Consider the following 17,283-nt stretch of genomic DNA (forward strand, 5'->3'; position numbering starts at 1 on the left):
GGCGGCGGCGGCGAACAGGCTTCCACGCCGACGATCCGAGTTCCGTGACGGCGCCTTGCCGGCTTGACGTGGAGACGATGTTGGAGCGGATTACCAAAAGCATTACGAGCGCAAGCATTTTTCTCGCAGGCTATTTCCTGCTGAACATCGCGCTTCGCATCGCCTTGCCGCATACGCTCGATCTCGACGAGGCGGAGCAATCCTTCTACTCGCAATACCTGCTTGCCGGCTACGGCCCGCAGCCGCCCTTCTACAACTGGATCCAATATGCCATCGTTTCGGTGACCGGCATATCGATGTGGGTGCTCTCGGTGCCGAAGAACATCATTCTCTTCGGCTGCTATCTCTTCTACGGGCTTGCTGCCCGCGAGGTGCTGAAGAGCCGTTCGCTCGCAGCGGTCGCCATGCTGAGCCTGATTACCCTGCCGCAGGTCGGCCTGATGGCGCAGCGCGAATTGACCCATACGGTTGCCCTGCTGTTTGCGACCTCGCTCTTCCTCTTCGGTTTTTTCCGCACGCTGCGCCAGCCGACGATCGGGAGCTATCTCCTCATCGGCATCGCCACCGGCATCGGGCTCATCTCGAAGTATAATTTCGCCATCCTGCCATTTGCCGCCCTCGTCGCCGTGCTGCCGGAGCGGGAATGGCGCAGCCGTCTCATCGACTGGCGTTTGCTGCCGGCCGCCGTCCTTGCCATTTTGATCGTGCTGCCGCATGCGCTCTGGCTGCCTGACAATCTCGTCAGCGCCTCTGCGCCGACGCTGGAGCGGATGACTGCCGAACACCTGGCGCCGGCCGGCCTCCCCCGCGTCGGGCAAGGACTGCTGTCTCTCGTCATCGCCGTCCTCGGCTTCGTCGCATTGCCGATCGTTCTCATTGCTGCCGCCTTCCGGCGCGACTTCTTTCGCGCGCTCTCCTCTTCCAGCCCGATGATCCGGGTGATCGAGCGGATGATGGTCATCAGCCTGCTCGCCTTCGTCGGCGTCGTCCTCTTCGCCGGCGCGAGCGATATCCACGAGCGCTGGCTCGACCCATGCCTGCTCGTCCTGCTGATCTACCTGTTCCTGAAACTGGAAACCGCAGACCTCGATCTTTCCGCCGGTCTTGCCCGCTTCCGGCCCGTGGTGCCGGTCTTTATGGTCGTTATCCTGTCGATCCTTCTTTTCCGGATCGTCGGCATTCAATATATCGGCCCTTATACGAGAACGAACGTACCCTTTTCCGGCTACGTGGCTGAATTGACCGCGACCCGCAAGCCGGTTCTCATCGTGGCGGGAACCAAGTTCGTGGCCGGCAACATGCGGCTGAGATTTCCCGACGTTCCCGTCGTGATCCCGTTCTTCCCCGGACCCGGAGTTCCCGAATATGCTGACGCGAAGGGACCGGTGCTGGTTATCTGGCGCGGCGAGACCGCAGATGATCCAACAATCTCTCCCGGCTTCGCCAATGACCTCGTGAGATCGGGCATTCATCTGCAAGAGTTGAAGACGCTGACGCTGCCCTATCTCTTCGGTGACGGCAAACGCAGCTTCTCCATTGGTTACTCCTGGGTGGAAGGCGGCGCGAAATAGCGCCCCCGCAGCTCGGCCGATAGCGGGAAACCGGCATTGCCCGCTGGCAACCGGCGGACACTTCATGTAGTAGCCTTCCGCAAGTGCGGCGGCAGCATTAAAGATTGCTCGGCCGTCCGGCCTTTTGGAGATGAAAGTTGCAGACAACCGTAGAGCCCATTCGCGGTACGAATGATCCGGTACAATCGCTCGAACTGTCGCTGGTCGTGCCCATTTTCAACGAAGAGCAAAGCGTCGGCCCGCTCGTCGAGCGTGTCGCGGCTGCGATGGTCAGCTACCCCCATCGCTGGGAGCTGATCCTCGTCGATGACGGCAGCACGGATGCGACGCTGGTCAACGCCCGCAAGTATGTCGGACGCGAGGGGCTAGCGCTCAGGATCGTCGAGCTGCAGCGCAACTTCGGCCAGACTGCCGCCATGCAGGCCGGCATCGATACCGCCCGTGGCCGTCTGATCGCGACGATGGACGGCGACCTGCAGAACGACCCGAAGGACATTCCTTCGATGGTCTCCGAGCTGGAACGGCGTGAACTCGACCTCTTGGTCGGCTGGCGCAAGAACCGCAAGGACGGCCTGTTCCTGCGCAAGATCCCCTCCTGGTGCGCCAACTACCTGATCGGCCGCATCACCGGCGTCAAGCTGCATGATTACGGCTGCAGCCTGAAGATCTACCGTGCCTCGATCATCAAGCAGGTGAAGCTGATGGGCGAGATGCACCGCTTCATCCCCGCCTGGGTCGCCGGTGTCGTCCCGAGCTCGCGCATCGGCGAGATGGCCGTCACCCACCATGCCCGCGAGCACGGCGTTTCGAAATACGGCATTTCGCGCACCTTCCGCGTCATCCTCGATCTGCTGTCGGTGATGTTCTTCATGCGATACAAGGCGCGGCCGGGGCATTTCTTCGGTTCGCTCGGCCTAGGCCTCGGCGCGCTCGCCATGCTGATCCTGCTCTATCTCGGCTTCGACAAGTTCATCCTGGGCAACGACATCGGCACACGACCGATGCTGATGGTCGGCGTGGTACTGCTGCTGTCGTCGGTACAGATGATCACCACCGGCATCCTGGCGGAAATGATCGCGCGCACCTATTACCGCGACGATGCCTCTCCGAATTATATCGTGCGGCAGATCTTCGACGATCAAAGCCAAGCCTAAGCCGGCAGCACGATGCTGGAGCGCGCGACGAGGACTATCAGAACCGCGGGCCTGCTGCTTGCAGCCTATTTCGTGCTCAACATCGCGCTGCGCATCGCGCTTCCGCATTCGCTGGAGCTCGACGAGGCCGAGCAATCCTTCTTCTCGCAATACCTGCTGGCCGGCTACGGCCCGCAGCCGCCCTTCTACAACTGGATGCAGTATGCCGTCGTTTCGGTGACGGGCATGTCGATCGGCGCGCTGATCGTTCCGAAAAACATCCTGCTCTTCCTATCCTATCTCTTCTATGGCCTTGCCGGGCGGCGCGCGCTGAAGGACGAGGCGCTTGCCGCCGTCGGCATGCTGGCGCTGATCACCCTGCCCCAGGTCTCCTACATGGCCCAGCAGGATCTGACCCACACGACGGCGCTGCTCTTTGCCAGTTCGCTGTTTCTCTACGGCTTCTTCCGCACGCTCGACCGACCCGATATGGCGAGCTACCTGCTGCTCGGGCTTGCGACCGGCATCGGGCTGATCTCGAAATATAATTTCGCGCTGATGCCTGTCGTCGCCTTGATCGCCATCCTGCCCGATGCCGAATGGCGGCGCCGGGCGCTCGACTGGCGCATGCTGGCCGCGATCGCTGTTGCGCTGGTCATCGTCCTGCCGCACGCGATCTGGCTGCAGGGCAATCTCGCATTCGCCTCCTCCGACACTCTGGTCAAGATGGCCGCCGGCAGCGAACCCGCCGGCGCCGTGCGGATCGGCAAAGGCTTTCTCGCCTTTCTCGTCGCCATCATCGCCTTTGCGGCGCTGCCGGTGGTAATCTTTGCCGCCACCTTCCGCCGGGATTTTGTCCGGGCGCTTTCGGCCGGCAGCCGCTGGACTGGGATGATGGAGCGGATGATGCTCGCAAGTCTTGCCGGCATCGTTCTGATCGTGCTGCTCACCGGCTCGACGACTGTTCGCGAGCGCTGGCTCGACCCCTTCCTGCTGGTGCTGCCGATCTATTTCCTGGCGAAGATGCAGGCCGCCGGGCTCGACCTTTCCGCCGGGCTGCGCCGCTTCCAGCCAGTGCTGCCGGTGCTGATGGCCTGCGTGCTGATCGCACTCGGCTTCCGCGTCGTCGGTGCCGGGCTGATAGGCACTTACAGCCGGCCGAATGTGCCGATGGCGGGTTTTTCACGCGAGATGACGCGACAGGCGGAGCCGGCGCTGGTGATCGCTTCCGACACCTATATCGGCGGAAACATGCGGCTGCAATTTCCCGGTGTGCCGGTGGTGATCCCGGATTTTCCGGCACCGGGCATTCCGGCCTATGCCGAGGCCAAGGGGCCGGTGTTGATCGTCTGGCGCGGCAAGAAGACGGCGACGGCTGCCGATGCGGTCATGCCGGAGCGGTTCTCTTCGGCGCTGACGGCGGCTGATATCGCGCTGCAGGAGATCGGCTCGCTGTCGCTTCCTTATTATTTCGGCCGCCAGGGCGACAATTTCGCGCTCGGCTACGCCTGGGTTCGACCGGAGACCAGATAGGATGACCGAGAGCAGCCGTCGCGACATCAGTTGGATATTCGCCCTGCTGGCCGCCTATTTCGCGCTTCAGGTCGGCGTGCGGCTCGCAACCTCGCATTCGCTCGATCTCGACGAGGCCGAACAGGCCTTCCGCTCGCAATGGCTTGCCGCCGGCTACGGCCCGCAGCCGCCCTTCTACAACTGGCTGCAATACACCGTCTTCCAGTTTGCCGGCGTCTCTCTGACCGCCCTTTCCATCGTGAAGAACCTTCTGCTCTTTATTTCCTATCTGCTCTACGGCCTGACCGCGCGGCTCGTGCTGCGTGACAAGGCAAGGGTGGCGATCGCCACGCTCGGGCTGCTGACGATCCCGCAGATGGCTTTCGAAATGCAGCGCGACCTGACGCACACGGTTGCGGTGTTCTTCTCGGCCAGCATCTTCTTCTACGGCTTCATCCGCAGCCTGAAGCAGCCGAGCCTTGCCTCCTATCTGATCGCAGGCATCGGCATCGGTTTCGGCCTGCTTGCCAAATATAATTTCGCGATCCTGCCGGCAGCAGCCCTAATTGCCGCCCTTTCGGATGCGCGCCTGCGGCCGCGGATCTTCGACTGGCGGCTGGTCCTGACGGCGGTGGTGGCGCTCGTCATCACCCTGCCGCATCTCTTCTGGCTGAAGGATAATCTCGATTTCGCCACCGCACGCACGCTGGAGAAGATGACCGCGAGCGGCGATGCGAGCTATCTCACGCAGGTCGCCATGGGTGTCGGTTCGCTGGCCCTCGCCACCATCAGCTTTGCTGCATTGACCGTGGCGGTGTTCGCGATCGCCTTCGGCAAGAGCCTTCGTCCGGCGCTCGGCTCCGGCTCGGAATGGACGCGGCTTCTCGAGCGGATGCTGCTCGTCTTCCTCGCCGGCATTCTGCTTCTGATCGTCTTCGGCGGCGCGGCCGGCATCAAGGATCGCTGGCTGGTGCCGATGCTCTTCATCCTGCCGCTCTATTTCTGCCTGAAGATCGAGGCAGCAGGCGTCACGACAGACAGAGCGTTCCGGCGTTTTATGCCCGTCCTCGCCGTCATCATGATCGGCGTGCCGGCGGCCCTTTACGGGAGCGTTGCGACTGCGCGCTTTACCGGTCATTACGAGCGGCTGAACAGGCCCTATACCGGCATGCTGGACATCCTGCGCAGACAAGCCGAACCGGCGGCGATCCTTGCCGACGACAGCCTGCTCGCCGGAAACCTCAGGCAGGATATTCCCGGCGTGCCGGTCCTCTCCATAGATTATCCCGGTTTCAACCCCAATCTTACCGGCCGGCGACCGCTTCTCCTGGTGTGGCTACTCCCGCAGAAGGGGGGAAGCGAAGCGCTTCCACCGGCCATGGCGAAATGGCTGCAGACCAATCTCGGCATGTCCGCACCGCAGGCGTCAGTGATCGACGTGCCCTATGTCTATGGGCGCGGTGACGACAGCTACCGTTTCGGCTATGCCTGGGTCAACCAGCCGGGCTGAGCGGCAACAGGATTTCAGCTCCTTCCAGGCCAAATCCAGCGCCAGCCTGGTAATCCTCGCCATCTCGTCCACCTCGGCGTGGCTGATGACGAGAGGCGGCGAGGCGAGCATGCGGTCGCCGGTGGCGCGCAGCACCAGACCGTTCGCCAGCGCGTGGTTGCGCACCAGCGCACCGACCTGATCGGGCTTGGCATAGCGGGTACGCGTGCTCTTCTCGGCGGCAAGCTGCAGGCCGCCCATCAGGCCGATGCTGACGGCTTCGCCGACCAGATCATGGTCTGCCAGCGCTGCCCAGGCCTTGCCGAAATGGGGGCCGATATCGTCGCGCACGCGTTCGACCAGTCTTTCCTCTTCGATGATGCGCAGGTTTTCGAGGGCTGCGGCAGCGCAGACCGGGTGGCCGGAATAGGTGAAACCGTGGTTGAAGTCGCCGACCTCGTTGATCAGCACATCGGCGATGCGGTCGCTGACGAGCACGCCGCCGATCGGCAGATAGCCGGAGGAAAGCCCCTTGGCGATCGGCGCCAGATCGGGTTCGACGCCGAAATACTGGTGGCCGAACCAGGCGCCCAGACGGCCGAAACCGCAGATCACCTCGTCGGTCACCAGCAGGATATTGCGCGCCTTGCAGATGCGGTCGATCTCCGGCCAGTAGGTCTCGGGCGGGATGATGACGCCGGCAGCCCCCTGTACCGGCTCGGCGACGAAGGCGGCGACATTCTCCTCGCCGAGTTCGTCGATCTTCGCTTCGAGTTCGCGGGCAATCTTGAGACCGAATTCGGCGGGCGCGAGATCGCCGCCCTCGCCGTACCAATAGGGCTGGCCGATATGGACGATGCCCGGGATCGGCAGGTCGCCCTGCTCATGCATGTATTTCATGCCGCCGAGGCTGGCGCCGGCGACCGTCGAACCGTGATAGCCGTTCTTCCTCGATATGACGATCTTCTTCGACGGCTTGCCGATGGCGCTCCAGTAGACCCGGGCCATGCGGAACCAGGTGTCGTTCGCCTCCGAGCCGGAGCCGGTGAAGAAGATATGGTTGAACCGCTCGCCGGCATGGGAAGTGACCTTCTGCGCAAGCAGCGTCGCCGGCGTCGAGGTCGTGCCGAAGAAGGTGTTGTAATAGGGCAGCTCATTCATCTGCCTGGTGGCGGCATCGGCAATCTCGCGGCGACCATAGCCAATATTGACGCACCAGAGGCCGGCGAAACCATCGAGATATTTCCTGCCGTGATTGTCGAAGATGTAGACGCCCTCGCCGCGCTGGATGATACGCGCGCCCTCGGCATTCAGCTTCTTCATGTCGGCGAAGGGATGCAGATGGTGCGCGGCGTCGATCGCGGCAAGGTTCGAGGGTGGGTAAGTATCGGGCATGATTGGTAAAGACCCTCGCGGATTGAAAGGCTGATGTCGATGAGATAGGAGCTTGGCCTTGTCCCGGAGGATTTTCAAGGTCATGGCAAGCGACAGGATGGACGGCAAGGCCGATAACGGTGACCCGCGTTTCGAGGTCCTGATCGTCGGCATGAACGGCGACCTGCGTGGCAAGCAGCTTCCGCCTGGCATCGAAGACAAGGTCTGGGCCGGCGACATCCGCCTGCCGACCTCGACGCAATCGCTCGACATCTGGGGCGACGATAATGACGATATCACCGCCCTGTCGCTGACGATCGGCGATCCCGACGGCAAGGTCATCCCCGACCGGCGCAGCCTGGCACCGATGCCCTGGGCGCCTGAGGGCTCGATGCAGGTGCTCGCCACCATGCACGAATTCGACGGCAGCCCGAGTTTCATGGATCCGCGTGCCATCCTCGCTTCGGTGGTCGAGCGCTATACGGCGCGCGGGCTGACGCCCGTCGTGGCCACCGAGCTGGAATTTTACGTGATGTCCGGAGACTGGCGCGAGACCGGACGCCCCTGCCCGCCCGAAAGCCTGACCTATCGCGGCGAACCGAACGGTTTCCAGCTCTACGACATGAGCGCCGTCGACGCGCTCGATGGCTATTTGCAGACCCTGAGGGCCTATGCGAAGGCGCAGGACCTGCCGGCGGATGCGACGACGGCGGAATTCGGTCCGGGCCAGTTCGAGGTCAACCTGCTGCACCGCGCGGATGCGCTGGCAGCCGCCGACGATTGCCTCTATCTCAAGCGCATCGCCGAACAGGCGGCGCGCCGGCACGGGCTGAAATCGACCTGCATGGCCAAGCCCTATTCCGAACATGCCGGCTCCGGCCTGCATGTGCATGCGAGCATCATCGACGGGCAAGGCCGCAACATCCTCGATGCCAAGGGCGGCGAACCGAAGCTGCTCAAATCGGTGATATCAGGCCTGCTCGACTCCATGCGCGAGGCGCAGCTGATCTTCGCCCCCTTCGCCAATTCCTACCGGCGCTTCCAGCCGGGCTCGTTCGCGCCTGTCGATCTGACCTGGGGAAGCGGCCATCGCGGCACGGCGATCCGCATTCCCGACAAGGATGGCCCGGCCGCACGCATCGAACATCGCGTCGCGGGCGCCGACGCCAATCCCTATCTGCTGCTGGCAGCGATCCTCGGCGGCATGCTCGCCGGTCTCGATGGCGAGCTCGACCCCGGCGAGGAGACGACGCCCTCGCACATACCTGCGAATACGGCGCGGCTGACGCATGATTTCCTCAGCGCCGTCGACACCTTCCGCACCTCGCCCTTCATCTCCGATATCTTCGGCGCGCGTTATCAGGCGCTCTACGGCAATACCAAGCGCAAGGAAGCGCTTGCGCATCTGCGCACAGTCTCGGATTTCGACTACCGCACCTATCTGCCGCGGCTCTGAAATTACGCGGCAGCCGACTTACGCAGCGGGCCGACTTATGCAGCGGGCTCGCGGCGTTCGTCCGCATTCACTTGAGCGGCGAGACCCTGCTTGACGAGAACCTTCAATTCGCCCGGATGCAGCCGGATCGAGACGTCGCGTTCGAGCGGCAGCAGTTCGCCGTCCATGACGCAATTGGCCTTGGAGCGCAGTTTGGGGAAATGCAGGTGCACTTCGGCCGGGTGCATCACCATAACATCGGCATTCTCGCGGACCTTGCCGCGCAGCATGTCGATGGCGAGACGGGCGACCCCGAGAGGCTTCAGCGGATTTGCCGTGTAGAAGCCGAGTTCGCCGCTTGTCAAATTATCGGCGTAAAGCAGCGCGTTCTCGCCGAAGGGATTGTTGGAGACTGAGATCGCCGACACCCTGCGGCGCTCGCGCATGCCGGCAGCCTCGAACTCGACCTCGAACTCCGGCGGATTGAAGATGACGCCCAAAGCCGCCTTCGTGCTCGCCCGTATCTTGCCCAACCGGGAACGATAGCTGTAGCCGTTGCGGTAGCGCACCATGCGGGCATGCAGGCCGGCGGAAAACTGGTGGATGAAGGGCCGGCCGTTGGCGCTGGCGATATCGACGTTGTCGATCTCGCCGGAGGCAAGCACATCGAGCGCCTGCCAGATATCGAGCGGCACACGCAGCGATCGAGCAAAGAGGTTCATCGTGCCGGCTGGCACGACGCCGAGCGCAATTCCGTTCTTCCAGGCGATCGATGCCGCCGCCGAAATCGTGCCGTCGCCGCCGCCGGCGACGATGCCGTCGATATCGTCGCGCTTGGCGGCCCGCTCCATGGCAGGAATGATTTCCTTTCCTGAGAAGACGATGGCGTCGAAATCGTGCCCCGCTTCGCGGAAAGCCGCCTCCGCCCTTTTTTCATAGGCCAGCATGTCGGTGGTCTTGAAGGTCCCGCCGTCGCGATTGAAAAAGCCTACAAGCTTCATAAGAGCTCCCGTCCCTGGCGCGGAAATGCTCCTGCCTTGCCCCTGAGATGGTTGCGGTATCGCCGATTTCAAGCGCAACCTTCTTTCCTGACGAAGGGCAGAAATGCAAAAATTGCAATATACGTATGCACATAGCAGGACGCTGCACTGCAAAAAATGCACTCGACGGCAGCCTGAACGCTAGGGATAGATGAAGTACCGGAGACACAGGTCTCCCACTTCCCGCCATTTTACGATGTGCTCGCGGCTGCACTTGCGCCAGGGGTCATTGCCAAGCAGAAAACCGCATCGAGGAGCTCTCGTGAGTGAGATTGCCGTCAATGTTTCCGTCGATAGCCGGGATGAAGAGCTGCCGTCGGCAATGACCGTGGCGTTGGTCCAGCTGGCGCTCGCCTGCGGCGGCTTCGGCATCGGCACCGGCGAATTCGCGATCATGGGATTGCTGCCCAATGTTGCCGAAACCTTCTCGGTCACGACGCCGCAAGCCGGTTACGTCATCAGCGCCTATGCGCTCGGCGTCGTCGTCGGCGCACCTGTTATTGCTGTGCTCGCCGCGAAGATGGCGCGCCGCACGCTGCTTTTGACCCTGATGCTGATCTTTGCCGCCGGCAATATATCGAGCGCCATGGCGCCGACATTCGAAAGCTTCACGCTGCTGCGCTTCGTCAGCGGCCTGCCGCATGGCGCCTATTTCGGCGTCGCGGCCCTTGTCGCCGCCTCGATGGTGCCGGTGCATCGCCGCGCCCGTGCCGTTGGCCGCGTCATGCTCGGCCTGACCGTTGCGACACTTCTCGGCACGCCGTTGACGACCTTCTTCGGCCAGTCGCTCGACTGGCAGGTGGCGTTTTTCTCGGTCGGCGTGCTCGGCCTGCTGACGGTGGCGCTGATCTGGTTCTACGTTCCGAAGGACAGGGTTTCCGCGGAAGCGGGCTTCCTGCGCGAACTCGGCGCCTTCCGCCGGCCGCAGGTGTGGCTGACGCTTGGCATTGCCGCCGTCGGTTACGGCGGCATGTTCGCGATGTTCAGCTATATCGCCTCGACAACGACTGAGGTGGCGTTGCTGCCGGAGACAGCCGTTCCGATCATGCTGGTCCTCTTCGGCGTCGGCATGAATGCGGGCAATTTCATCGGCTCGTGGCTCGCCGACAAATCGCTGCTCGGCACGATCGGCGGGTCGCTGATCTATAATATCGTCGTGCTGACCACCTTCTCGCTGACCGCCGCCAATCCTTATTTGCTCGGTCTCTCCGTCTTCCTCGTCGGCTGCGGTTTTGCCGCCGGCCCGGCGCTGCAGACGCGGCTAATGGATGTCGCCGCCGACGCGCAGACGCTTGCGGCCGCGTCCAACCATTCCGCCTTCAACATCGCCAATGCGATCGGCGCCTGGCTCGGCGGCCTCGTCATCGCCGGGGGTTACGGTTTTGCGGCGACCGGTTATGTCGGCGCGGCGCTGTCCTTCCTCGGCCTCTTCGTCTTTGCAGCCTCGCTACGCCTCGAGCGCCGCGACCGGAGCGCGCAGGCCGTCTGAGGCCAAGCGCAGTTCGCGGCCTTCCGGACTGCAGAAGACATAATCGTCACCCCAGGCGGCCAATGCCTGGATGACGGGCTTCAGCGTCATGCCGAGCGGCGTCATTGCATATTCGACCCTCGGCGGCACGACCGGATAGACGGTGCGTGATACCAGGCCGGACTCTTCCAATTCACGCAGCTGCTTGGTCAGCATGCGCTGGGTCACGGCCGGCAGCTTACGCCGCAATTCGTTGAAGCGCAGGGTTCCCTGCATCAGATGAAACAGGATCACGCCCTTCCACTTCCCGTCGAGGTAAGTCAGCGTCGCTTCGACCGGGCAGCCGGGGAAATTCTTGACGAGCTTGGCGCGCGGCAATGACATTTTACAGTATCCTTTTGGGTACTACGTACAGAATTTGTGCATTCTTGCGTTGTCAGATCATAGTGCGCATCTAGCTTCCGTGCAACGAACACAGGAGTTTCCCATGCGCGCCGTCGCCTATAAAACGCCCCAACCGATCTCCGCCGAAACCTCGCTTATCGATGTCGAGCTGCCGATGCCGGAGGCTGGGGGCCACGATCTGCTCATCGAGATCAAAGCCGTTTCGGTCAATCCCGTCGACGTCAAGGTGCGCGCCCATTCCGCACCGCCCGCGGACGAACTCAAGGTGCTCGGCTGGGATGCCGCCGGCATCGTCAAAGCCGTCGGCGCCGATGTCACGCTGTTCAAGCCCGGCGACGAGGTGTTCTACTCCGGGGTTATCAGCCGCCCGGGCAGCAATGCCGAATTCCATCTCGTCGACGAGCGCATCGTCGGCGCCAAACCGAAGAGCCTCGATTTCGCGGCCGCGGCCGCCCTGCCGCTGACCTCGATTACGGCCTACGAAGCGCTGTTCGACCGGCTGAAGGTGCAGGACGCGGTTTCGGGAGCGGGACGCTCCATCCTGATCATCGGCGGAGCCGGCGGCGTCGGCTCGATCGCCATTCAGATCGCCCGGGTATTGACCGACCTGACGGTGATTGCCACGGCCTCGCGGCCGGAAACGCAGGACTGGGTGAAGGAACTCGGCGCGCATCATGTCGTCGACCATTCCAGGCCGATCGCGCCGCAGGTGGCAGCGCTTGGCATCGGCGCGCCGGGATTCATATTCTCGACCACCAATACCGACAGCCATATCGGCGACATCGTCGAAGCGATTGCGCCGCAAGGCCGCTTCGCATTGATCGACGATCCGAAGACGCTCGACATCGTGCCCTTCAAGCGCAAGGCCGTCTCTGTTCATTGGGAGCTGATGTTCACCCGCCCGCTCTACGGCACGCCTGACATGATCGAGCAGCACAAACTGCTGAACAAGATTTCCGAGCTCGTCGACGCCGGAACGATCCGCACCACGCTTTCAGAGATCGTCGGGCCGATCAATGCGTCAAACCTCAAGACGGCGCATGCCATGGTCGAAAGCGGCAGGATGAGGGGCAAAGCGGTGCTTGCAGGATTCTGAGACCGCTTCGGGCCAGCAAGGTCTACAAACCATACCCGCCTGGAATGCCGCATCGAGGGGTGCGGCATTCTGGCGTTAAGCATTTATCCCGCTTGACTTTTTCCGCGTCCGGGACCACCTAGCATTCACGTGGATGACACTCGTCAGCCGCGGATTTCAACGGAGCCATCATAACGATGCCAAGCGACAGTAGCAGTCGATTGCCTTTGCCGTACGCGACCCTCGTGCGCTGACCGACTCCTGTCGGCTCGCCCGATCGGACGCTACGGCGGATCGACGGAAAGGCGAGCCTCAAATGAATATCAATCGCTTCCCTCTTCGGGCAGGCCATGCCGCCCGTGCCTTCATCAACAACAGCCGCGGCGCAACGATCGCCGAACGCGTCGAATCATTGAACGCGCTGAGCATCCAGGACGCCGGGCGGGTGCTGACCGGCATGCCGCTCGACTATGCGGTCAACATTCTCGACCGGCCGGAGCTTCGCAACGCCGCACAGATCCTTGCGCTGATCAGCGCCGAGGATGCCGCACGGCTGCTGCACGGCATGTCGAACGACCGCGTCGCCGACGTGCTGCTCGAACTCGACGGCGAGACCCGCGCCCGGCTGTTCTCCAGCCTCGACGAACCGGTGCGCATCGCGATCCAGCACCTGATGGGCTATCCGCCGCGCACGGCCGGCGGCATCATGACGACGGAGTTCGTCAGCGTGCCTGACAGCTGGACCGTCGCCCGCACACTCGACCATGTGCGCCAGGTCGAACGCTCGCGCGAAACCGTCTACGCCATCTATGTGCTCGACGAGGTCAGCCATGCGCTGCTGCATGTGGTGACGCTGCGTCGTCTCATCACCGGCGAGCCGGACGCTTCGATCCTCTCTGTGGCACAGAAGGGCGCACCGGTTTCGGCCGATCCGCTGATGAAGCAGGAGGATGTCGCCCGGCTGATCCGCAAACACGACCTGCTCGCCCTGCCCGTCACCGACGAACAGGGGCAGATGCTCGGCATCGTCACCGTCGACGACGTGATCGACACGATGATCTCAGACACGACGGAAGCGGCCCAGAGGTTCGGCGGCATGGAGGCACTCGGCCAGCCCTACATGAAGATCAGCTTCGCCGGCATGATCCGCAAGCGCGCCGGCTGGCTCGCAGCTCTGTTCCTCGGCGAGATGCTGACGGCAAGCGCCATGCAGCATTTCGAAGGCGAGCTGGAAAAGGCCGTGGTGCTGACGTTGTTCATCCCGCTGATCATGAGTTCGGGCGGCAATTCCGGTTCGCAGGCGACCTCGCTGATCATCCGGGCGCTGGCGCTCGGCGAGCTGAAGCTCTCGGACTGGTGGAAGGTGCTTTTGCGCGAACTGCCGACGGGCATCGTGCTCGGCGCGATCCTCGGCCTGGTCGGCTTCATCCGCATCGTCTTCTGGCAGTCGGCCGGGCTCTACGATTACGGCCCGCACTGGCAGATGGTCGCCTTCACGGTGTTTGCCGCCCTGATCGGGATCGTCACCTTCGGCTCTATCTGCGGCTCGATGCTGCCCTTCGTGCTGCAGAAGCTCCGGCTCGATCCGGCCAGCGCCTCGGCCCCCTTCGTCGCCACACTGGTCGACGTCACCGGGCTCGTCATCTACTTCTCGGTGGCGCTGCTCATCCTCAGCGGGACGCTGCTCTAACCCGCAAGCAAGCCCGAGGGGAATTATTTCCCCTCGGGCAGCTTCAAAGGCCCATGCGTCTTGATGCTGCGGATGGCGAAGTTCGAGCGGATGTCGCTGACATTCGGCAGGGTCAACAGCGTTTCGGTCAGAAGCCGTTCATAGGCGGCGAGATCTTCCACCACCACCTCGGCGAGGAAATCGGCGGTACCCGAAATCAGGAAGCACGAGACGATCTCGGGGATGGCGAGCAGCGCCTTCCGCTGCGCCTCGGAATTCTCGCGGCTGTGATGGACGACCTTGAATTCGACGAAGACGGTGAGGCCGAGACCAACCTCCTTGCGGTCGATATCCGCCCTGTAGCCGCGGATGATGCCGGAGCGTTCGAGATTGCGGATGCGGCGCAGGCAGGGCGACGGCGAAAGATTCACCTTCTCGGCGATCTCGACATTTGTGGCGCGCGCATCCTCCTGCAGGCACTTCAGGATGGCGATATCGAATTTATCGAGATTTGGCATTTTCGAGATAGCTTTCGGTGTCAATTGGCAGAAGATTGCGTATAGCAAGATTTTAGAGCCATAGATAGCAAGGACATGCCTTGGCCTCTGGCGCTAATCTTTTCTTCAACCGGACAGACTCCGGACGGAAGAAAGGATTGAGACGATGACCACCATTGCATTTACAAACGACAAGTCGCCGTCGCAGGTGCTGGGTTATGCCGGCGGCACCATTACCGTGCTGATCTGGGCGACATGGTTTCTCGTCACCCGCCACAGCGCCGCAACGCCGCTCGGCTCGATCGATATCGGGCTGATCCGCTTCGGAATTCCGGCGCTGGTGCTTTCGCCCGTCTGGCTGAAGACAGGGCTGCTGCCGAAGGCCCTGCCGCTTCACCTGCTGGCGATCATGGTGTCCGGTTCCGGCGCCGTCTTCTTCCTGCTGACGACGCTCGCAATCCATTCGACGCCGGCCGCCTCTTCGGGGATTCTGCTCGGCGGCTCAATGCCGCTCGCCGCGGCGCTGATCGGCATTGTGCTGTTTCGCGAAAGACCGGACAACACCCGCATCGCGGGCCTCGTTGCGATCGTCGCCGGCGTGCTGATCCTGCTCACGCGCAGCCTTGCGGACGCCTCGCTGCCATGGACGAGCTTCGTGCTGCTGCCGGCCGGCGCCATTCTCTGGGCAAGCTATACGCATGCCTTCCGCCGCTCCGGTCTGACAGCCGTAGAGGCGAGCGCCCTGATCGCCGTCTGGTCCTTCCTGATCATGGGCGCGCTTGCCCTCATCTTCGGCGTCTCGCTGCCACAGGCTACGCTCCCGGAGATCGGCCTGCAGGTGCTGAGCCAAGGCGTTCTTTCCGGCCTCGTCGCCATGGTCGCCTACGGCACCGCCGTCAGAACACTCGGCGGAACACAGGCTGCCGCCTTCACGGCGCTGACGCCGGTGCTCGCGACGCTTGGCGGCGGCTTGCTGCTTGGCGAAGCGATCGGCATGACGGAAATCAGCGCCGCCGTGATCACCGGCATCGGTGTGGCGCTTTCGACGGGTATCGCCACGCCACGCCGCTGAAATCCAACACCAACAGCAGATGGAAAGCCGCCTGCAGCCATCGCTGCGGCGGCTTTTTCAATGGAGAGGGCGTCGTTATCGAGCTTGGGACGGACACGTCAGGCCTGGATGACGACGACCCTGGCGCCGACTTCGACGCGGCTATAGAGGTCGATCACGTCGTGGTTCATCATGCGGACACAGCCGCTCGACATGGCAAGACCGATCGATTGCGGCTGGTTGGTGCCATGAATGCGAAAATGCGTGTCGTTGCCGCCGCGAAAGAGATACATCGCCCGCGCACCGAGCGGGTTGTTCGGGCCGCCCGGCATGCCGCCGGCGAGCTTGCGATAGCGCTCTTCGCGGCGCTGCATGTTTTCGGTGGGTGTCCAGCTCGGCCACTCGGCTTTGCGGCCGATATAGGCGTTACCGGCAAAGGCTAGCCCCTCGCGGCCGACACCGACGCCATAACGCATCGCCCTGCCGCCGCCGAGAACGTAATAGGCGCGGCGCGCGGGTGTATCGACGATCACGGTGCCGGCAGCATGCGTGGTTTCGTAAGCCACTTCCTGACGGCGGAGCTCCGGCTTGATCTTGTCGATCGGCACCTGCTTCAACGGGAATTTTTCGTCCGGAAGTGCGGCATAATTGGTCTGGCTGTTCAGACCGGTCGAAGAGCAGCCGGCCACGAAAAGCGGCAGAGCGATCAGAAAGCCCCGGCGGGAGATCGTCATGAATGTGTCCTTAGTGCGTCAACTTGATGTCGCAAGCTAAGGAAATTATGGTTAACGAACGGCTAACAGCCTCCGGCAGGAGGCGATCACGAAGGCGTCAGCGCGTAAGAATTGTCGGCGGCGAGGACAATTCGCCTCACATATTCGGATAGACGGGCCCCTCGCCGCCCTGCGGCGGCACCCAGTTGATGTTCTGGTTGGGATCCTTGATGTCGCAGGTCTTGCAGTGCACGCAGTTCTGGGCGTTGATGACAAAGACGTCCTTGCCGTCCTTCTCCACCCATTCATAGACGCCGGCCGGACAGTAACGCGTCGACGGACCGGCATAGATGTCATGCTCGGACGACTTCTGCAGGGTCATATCCTTGACCTGCAGATGCACCGGCTGGTCTTCCTCGTGATTGGTGTTCGACAGGAACACCGAGGACAGGCGATCAAAGGTCAAGACGCCATCGGGCTTCGGATAGGCGATCGGCTTGTGCTGCGACGCCGGCTCCAGGCTCTCAGCATCGGTCTTGCCATGTTTCAGCGTGCCGAAGACGGAAAAGCCGAGCAGCGTGTTGGTCCACATGTCGAAGCCGCCGAGCGCCACGCCGAGCGCGGTGCCGAACTTCGACCACAGCGGCTTGACGTTGCGCACACGCTTCAAATCCTTGCCGATATCGCCCTTGCGCCATTCATTCTCGATCTCGACCACTTCGTCATGGCTGCGGCCTGATACAATCGCGGCGGCGATCTTTTCGGCCGCCAGCATGCCCGACAGCACCGCATTGTGGCTGCCCTTGATGCGCGGCACGTTGACGAGACCGGCCGAACAGCCGATCAGCGCT

The 17,283-nt window shown here is 62.7% G+C and carries 14 protein-coding genes and 1 pseudogene; 9 read left to right on the forward strand and 6 right to left on the reverse strand.

All coding sequences use genetic code 11. The features are described from left to right. Positions 1–77: 77 nt before the first annotated feature. From OLZ32_RS31315 to OLZ32_RS31330, 4 genes are all read left to right on the forward strand, one after another. The gene (locus OLZ32_RS31315) at positions 78–1,571 is read left to right on the forward strand and encodes an ArnT family glycosyltransferase (protein WP_264424311.1); all 1,494 of its coding nucleotides are present in this window, start codon (positions 78–80) and stop codon (positions 1,569–1,571) included. A gap of 137 nt (positions 1,572–1,708) precedes the next feature. After that, positions 1,709–2,725, forward strand: coding sequence for a glycosyltransferase family 2 protein (locus OLZ32_RS31320; RefSeq protein ID WP_003546851.1), 1,017 nt, complete (start codon positions 1,709–1,711; stop codon positions 2,723–2,725). Between the two features lie 12 nt (positions 2,726–2,737). Then, on the forward strand, positions 2,738–4,237 hold the full coding sequence (locus OLZ32_RS31325; protein ID WP_264424313.1) for a glycosyltransferase family 39 protein: 1,500 nt from the start codon (positions 2,738–2,740) through the stop codon (positions 4,235–4,237). Between the two features lies 1 nt (position 4,238). Then, positions 4,239–5,726 carry an ArnT family glycosyltransferase gene (locus OLZ32_RS31330; RefSeq protein ID WP_264424316.1) on the forward strand — a complete coding sequence of 496 codons (1,488 nt, stop codon included), beginning with the start codon at positions 4,239–4,241 and terminating at the stop codon, positions 5,724–5,726. A gap of 9 nt (positions 5,727–5,735) precedes the next feature. Here the strand turns inward: OLZ32_RS31330 and OLZ32_RS31335 are convergent. After that, a pseudogene (locus OLZ32_RS31335) lies at positions 5,736–7,100 on the reverse strand (aspartate aminotransferase family protein); the annotation flags it as partial. A gap of 82 nt (positions 7,101–7,182) precedes the next feature. Between OLZ32_RS31335 and OLZ32_RS31340 the strand changes: the two are divergent. Then, entirely contained in the window at positions 7,183–8,535 is a 1,353-nt protein-coding gene (locus OLZ32_RS31340) for a glutamine synthetase family protein (RefSeq protein ID WP_264424325.1), read from the forward strand. A gap of 35 nt (positions 8,536–8,570) precedes the next feature. Here OLZ32_RS31340 and OLZ32_RS31345 read toward each other — a convergent pair whose 3' ends face one another. After that, positions 8,571–9,515 carry a diacylglycerol/lipid kinase family protein gene (locus tag OLZ32_RS31345; protein WP_003546837.1) on the reverse strand — a complete coding sequence of 315 codons (945 nt, stop codon included), beginning with the start codon at positions 9,513–9,515 and terminating at the stop codon, positions 8,571–8,573. 301 nt (positions 9,516–9,816) lie between these two features. Here OLZ32_RS31345 and OLZ32_RS31350 point away from each other — a divergent pair, with 301 nt between their 5' ends. Then, positions 9,817–11,043, forward strand: a complete 1,227-nt coding sequence (locus tag OLZ32_RS31350; protein ID WP_003546836.1) for an MFS transporter — start codon at positions 9,817–9,819, stop codon at positions 11,041–11,043. Here the strand turns inward: OLZ32_RS31350 and OLZ32_RS31355 are convergent. After that, positions 11,002–11,406, reverse strand: coding sequence for a winged helix-turn-helix transcriptional regulator (locus tag OLZ32_RS31355; RefSeq protein ID WP_003546832.1), 405 nt, complete (start codon positions 11,404–11,406; stop codon positions 11,002–11,004). The two genes, OLZ32_RS31350 and OLZ32_RS31355, sit on opposite strands and share 42 nt — an antisense overlap. A 103-nt stretch (positions 11,407–11,509) precedes the next feature. Here OLZ32_RS31355 and OLZ32_RS31360 point away from each other — a divergent pair, with 103 nt between their 5' ends. Together OLZ32_RS31360 and mgtE are read left to right on the forward strand one after the other, a co-directional pair. Next, positions 11,510–12,523, forward strand: a complete 1,014-nt coding sequence (locus OLZ32_RS31360; protein WP_264399730.1) for a zinc-binding alcohol dehydrogenase family protein — start codon at positions 11,510–11,512, stop codon at positions 12,521–12,523. A gap of 295 nt (positions 12,524–12,818) precedes the next feature. Beyond that, the gene (gene mgtE, locus OLZ32_RS31365) at positions 12,819–14,192 is read left to right on the forward strand and encodes a magnesium transporter (protein ID WP_221997414.1); all 1,374 of its coding nucleotides are present in this window, start codon (positions 12,819–12,821) and stop codon (positions 14,190–14,192) included. A gap of 23 nt (positions 14,193–14,215) precedes the next feature. On the opposite strand, the gene OLZ32_RS31370 is transcribed toward mgtE, so the two are convergent. Further along, on the reverse strand, positions 14,216–14,689 hold the full coding sequence (locus tag OLZ32_RS31370; protein ID WP_264424318.1) for an Lrp/AsnC family transcriptional regulator: 474 nt from the start codon (positions 14,687–14,689) through the stop codon (positions 14,216–14,218). A 145-nt stretch (positions 14,690–14,834) separates the two neighbouring features. Between OLZ32_RS31370 and OLZ32_RS31375 the strand changes: the two genes are divergently transcribed. Beyond that, entirely contained in the window at positions 14,835–15,740 is a 906-nt protein-coding gene (locus OLZ32_RS31375) for a DMT family transporter (protein WP_003546823.1), read from the forward strand. A gap of 98 nt (positions 15,741–15,838) precedes the next feature. On the opposite strand, the gene OLZ32_RS31380 is transcribed toward OLZ32_RS31375, so the two are convergent. Then, the gene (locus OLZ32_RS31380; protein ID WP_017990864.1) at positions 15,839–16,453 is read right to left on the reverse strand and encodes a L,D-transpeptidase; all 615 of its coding nucleotides are present in this window, start codon (positions 16,451–16,453) and stop codon (positions 15,839–15,841) included. Between the two features lie 136 nt (positions 16,454–16,589). Then, a partial coding sequence (locus tag OLZ32_RS31385) for an electron transfer flavoprotein-ubiquinone oxidoreductase (RefSeq protein ID WP_264424320.1) occupies positions 16,590–17,283 on the reverse strand: 694 nt, incomplete at its 5' end.

This window comes from Rhizobium acaciae, from assembly GCF_025941625.1.
GTDB lineage: Bacteria > Pseudomonadota > Alphaproteobacteria > Rhizobiales > Rhizobiaceae > Rhizobium > Rhizobium acaciae.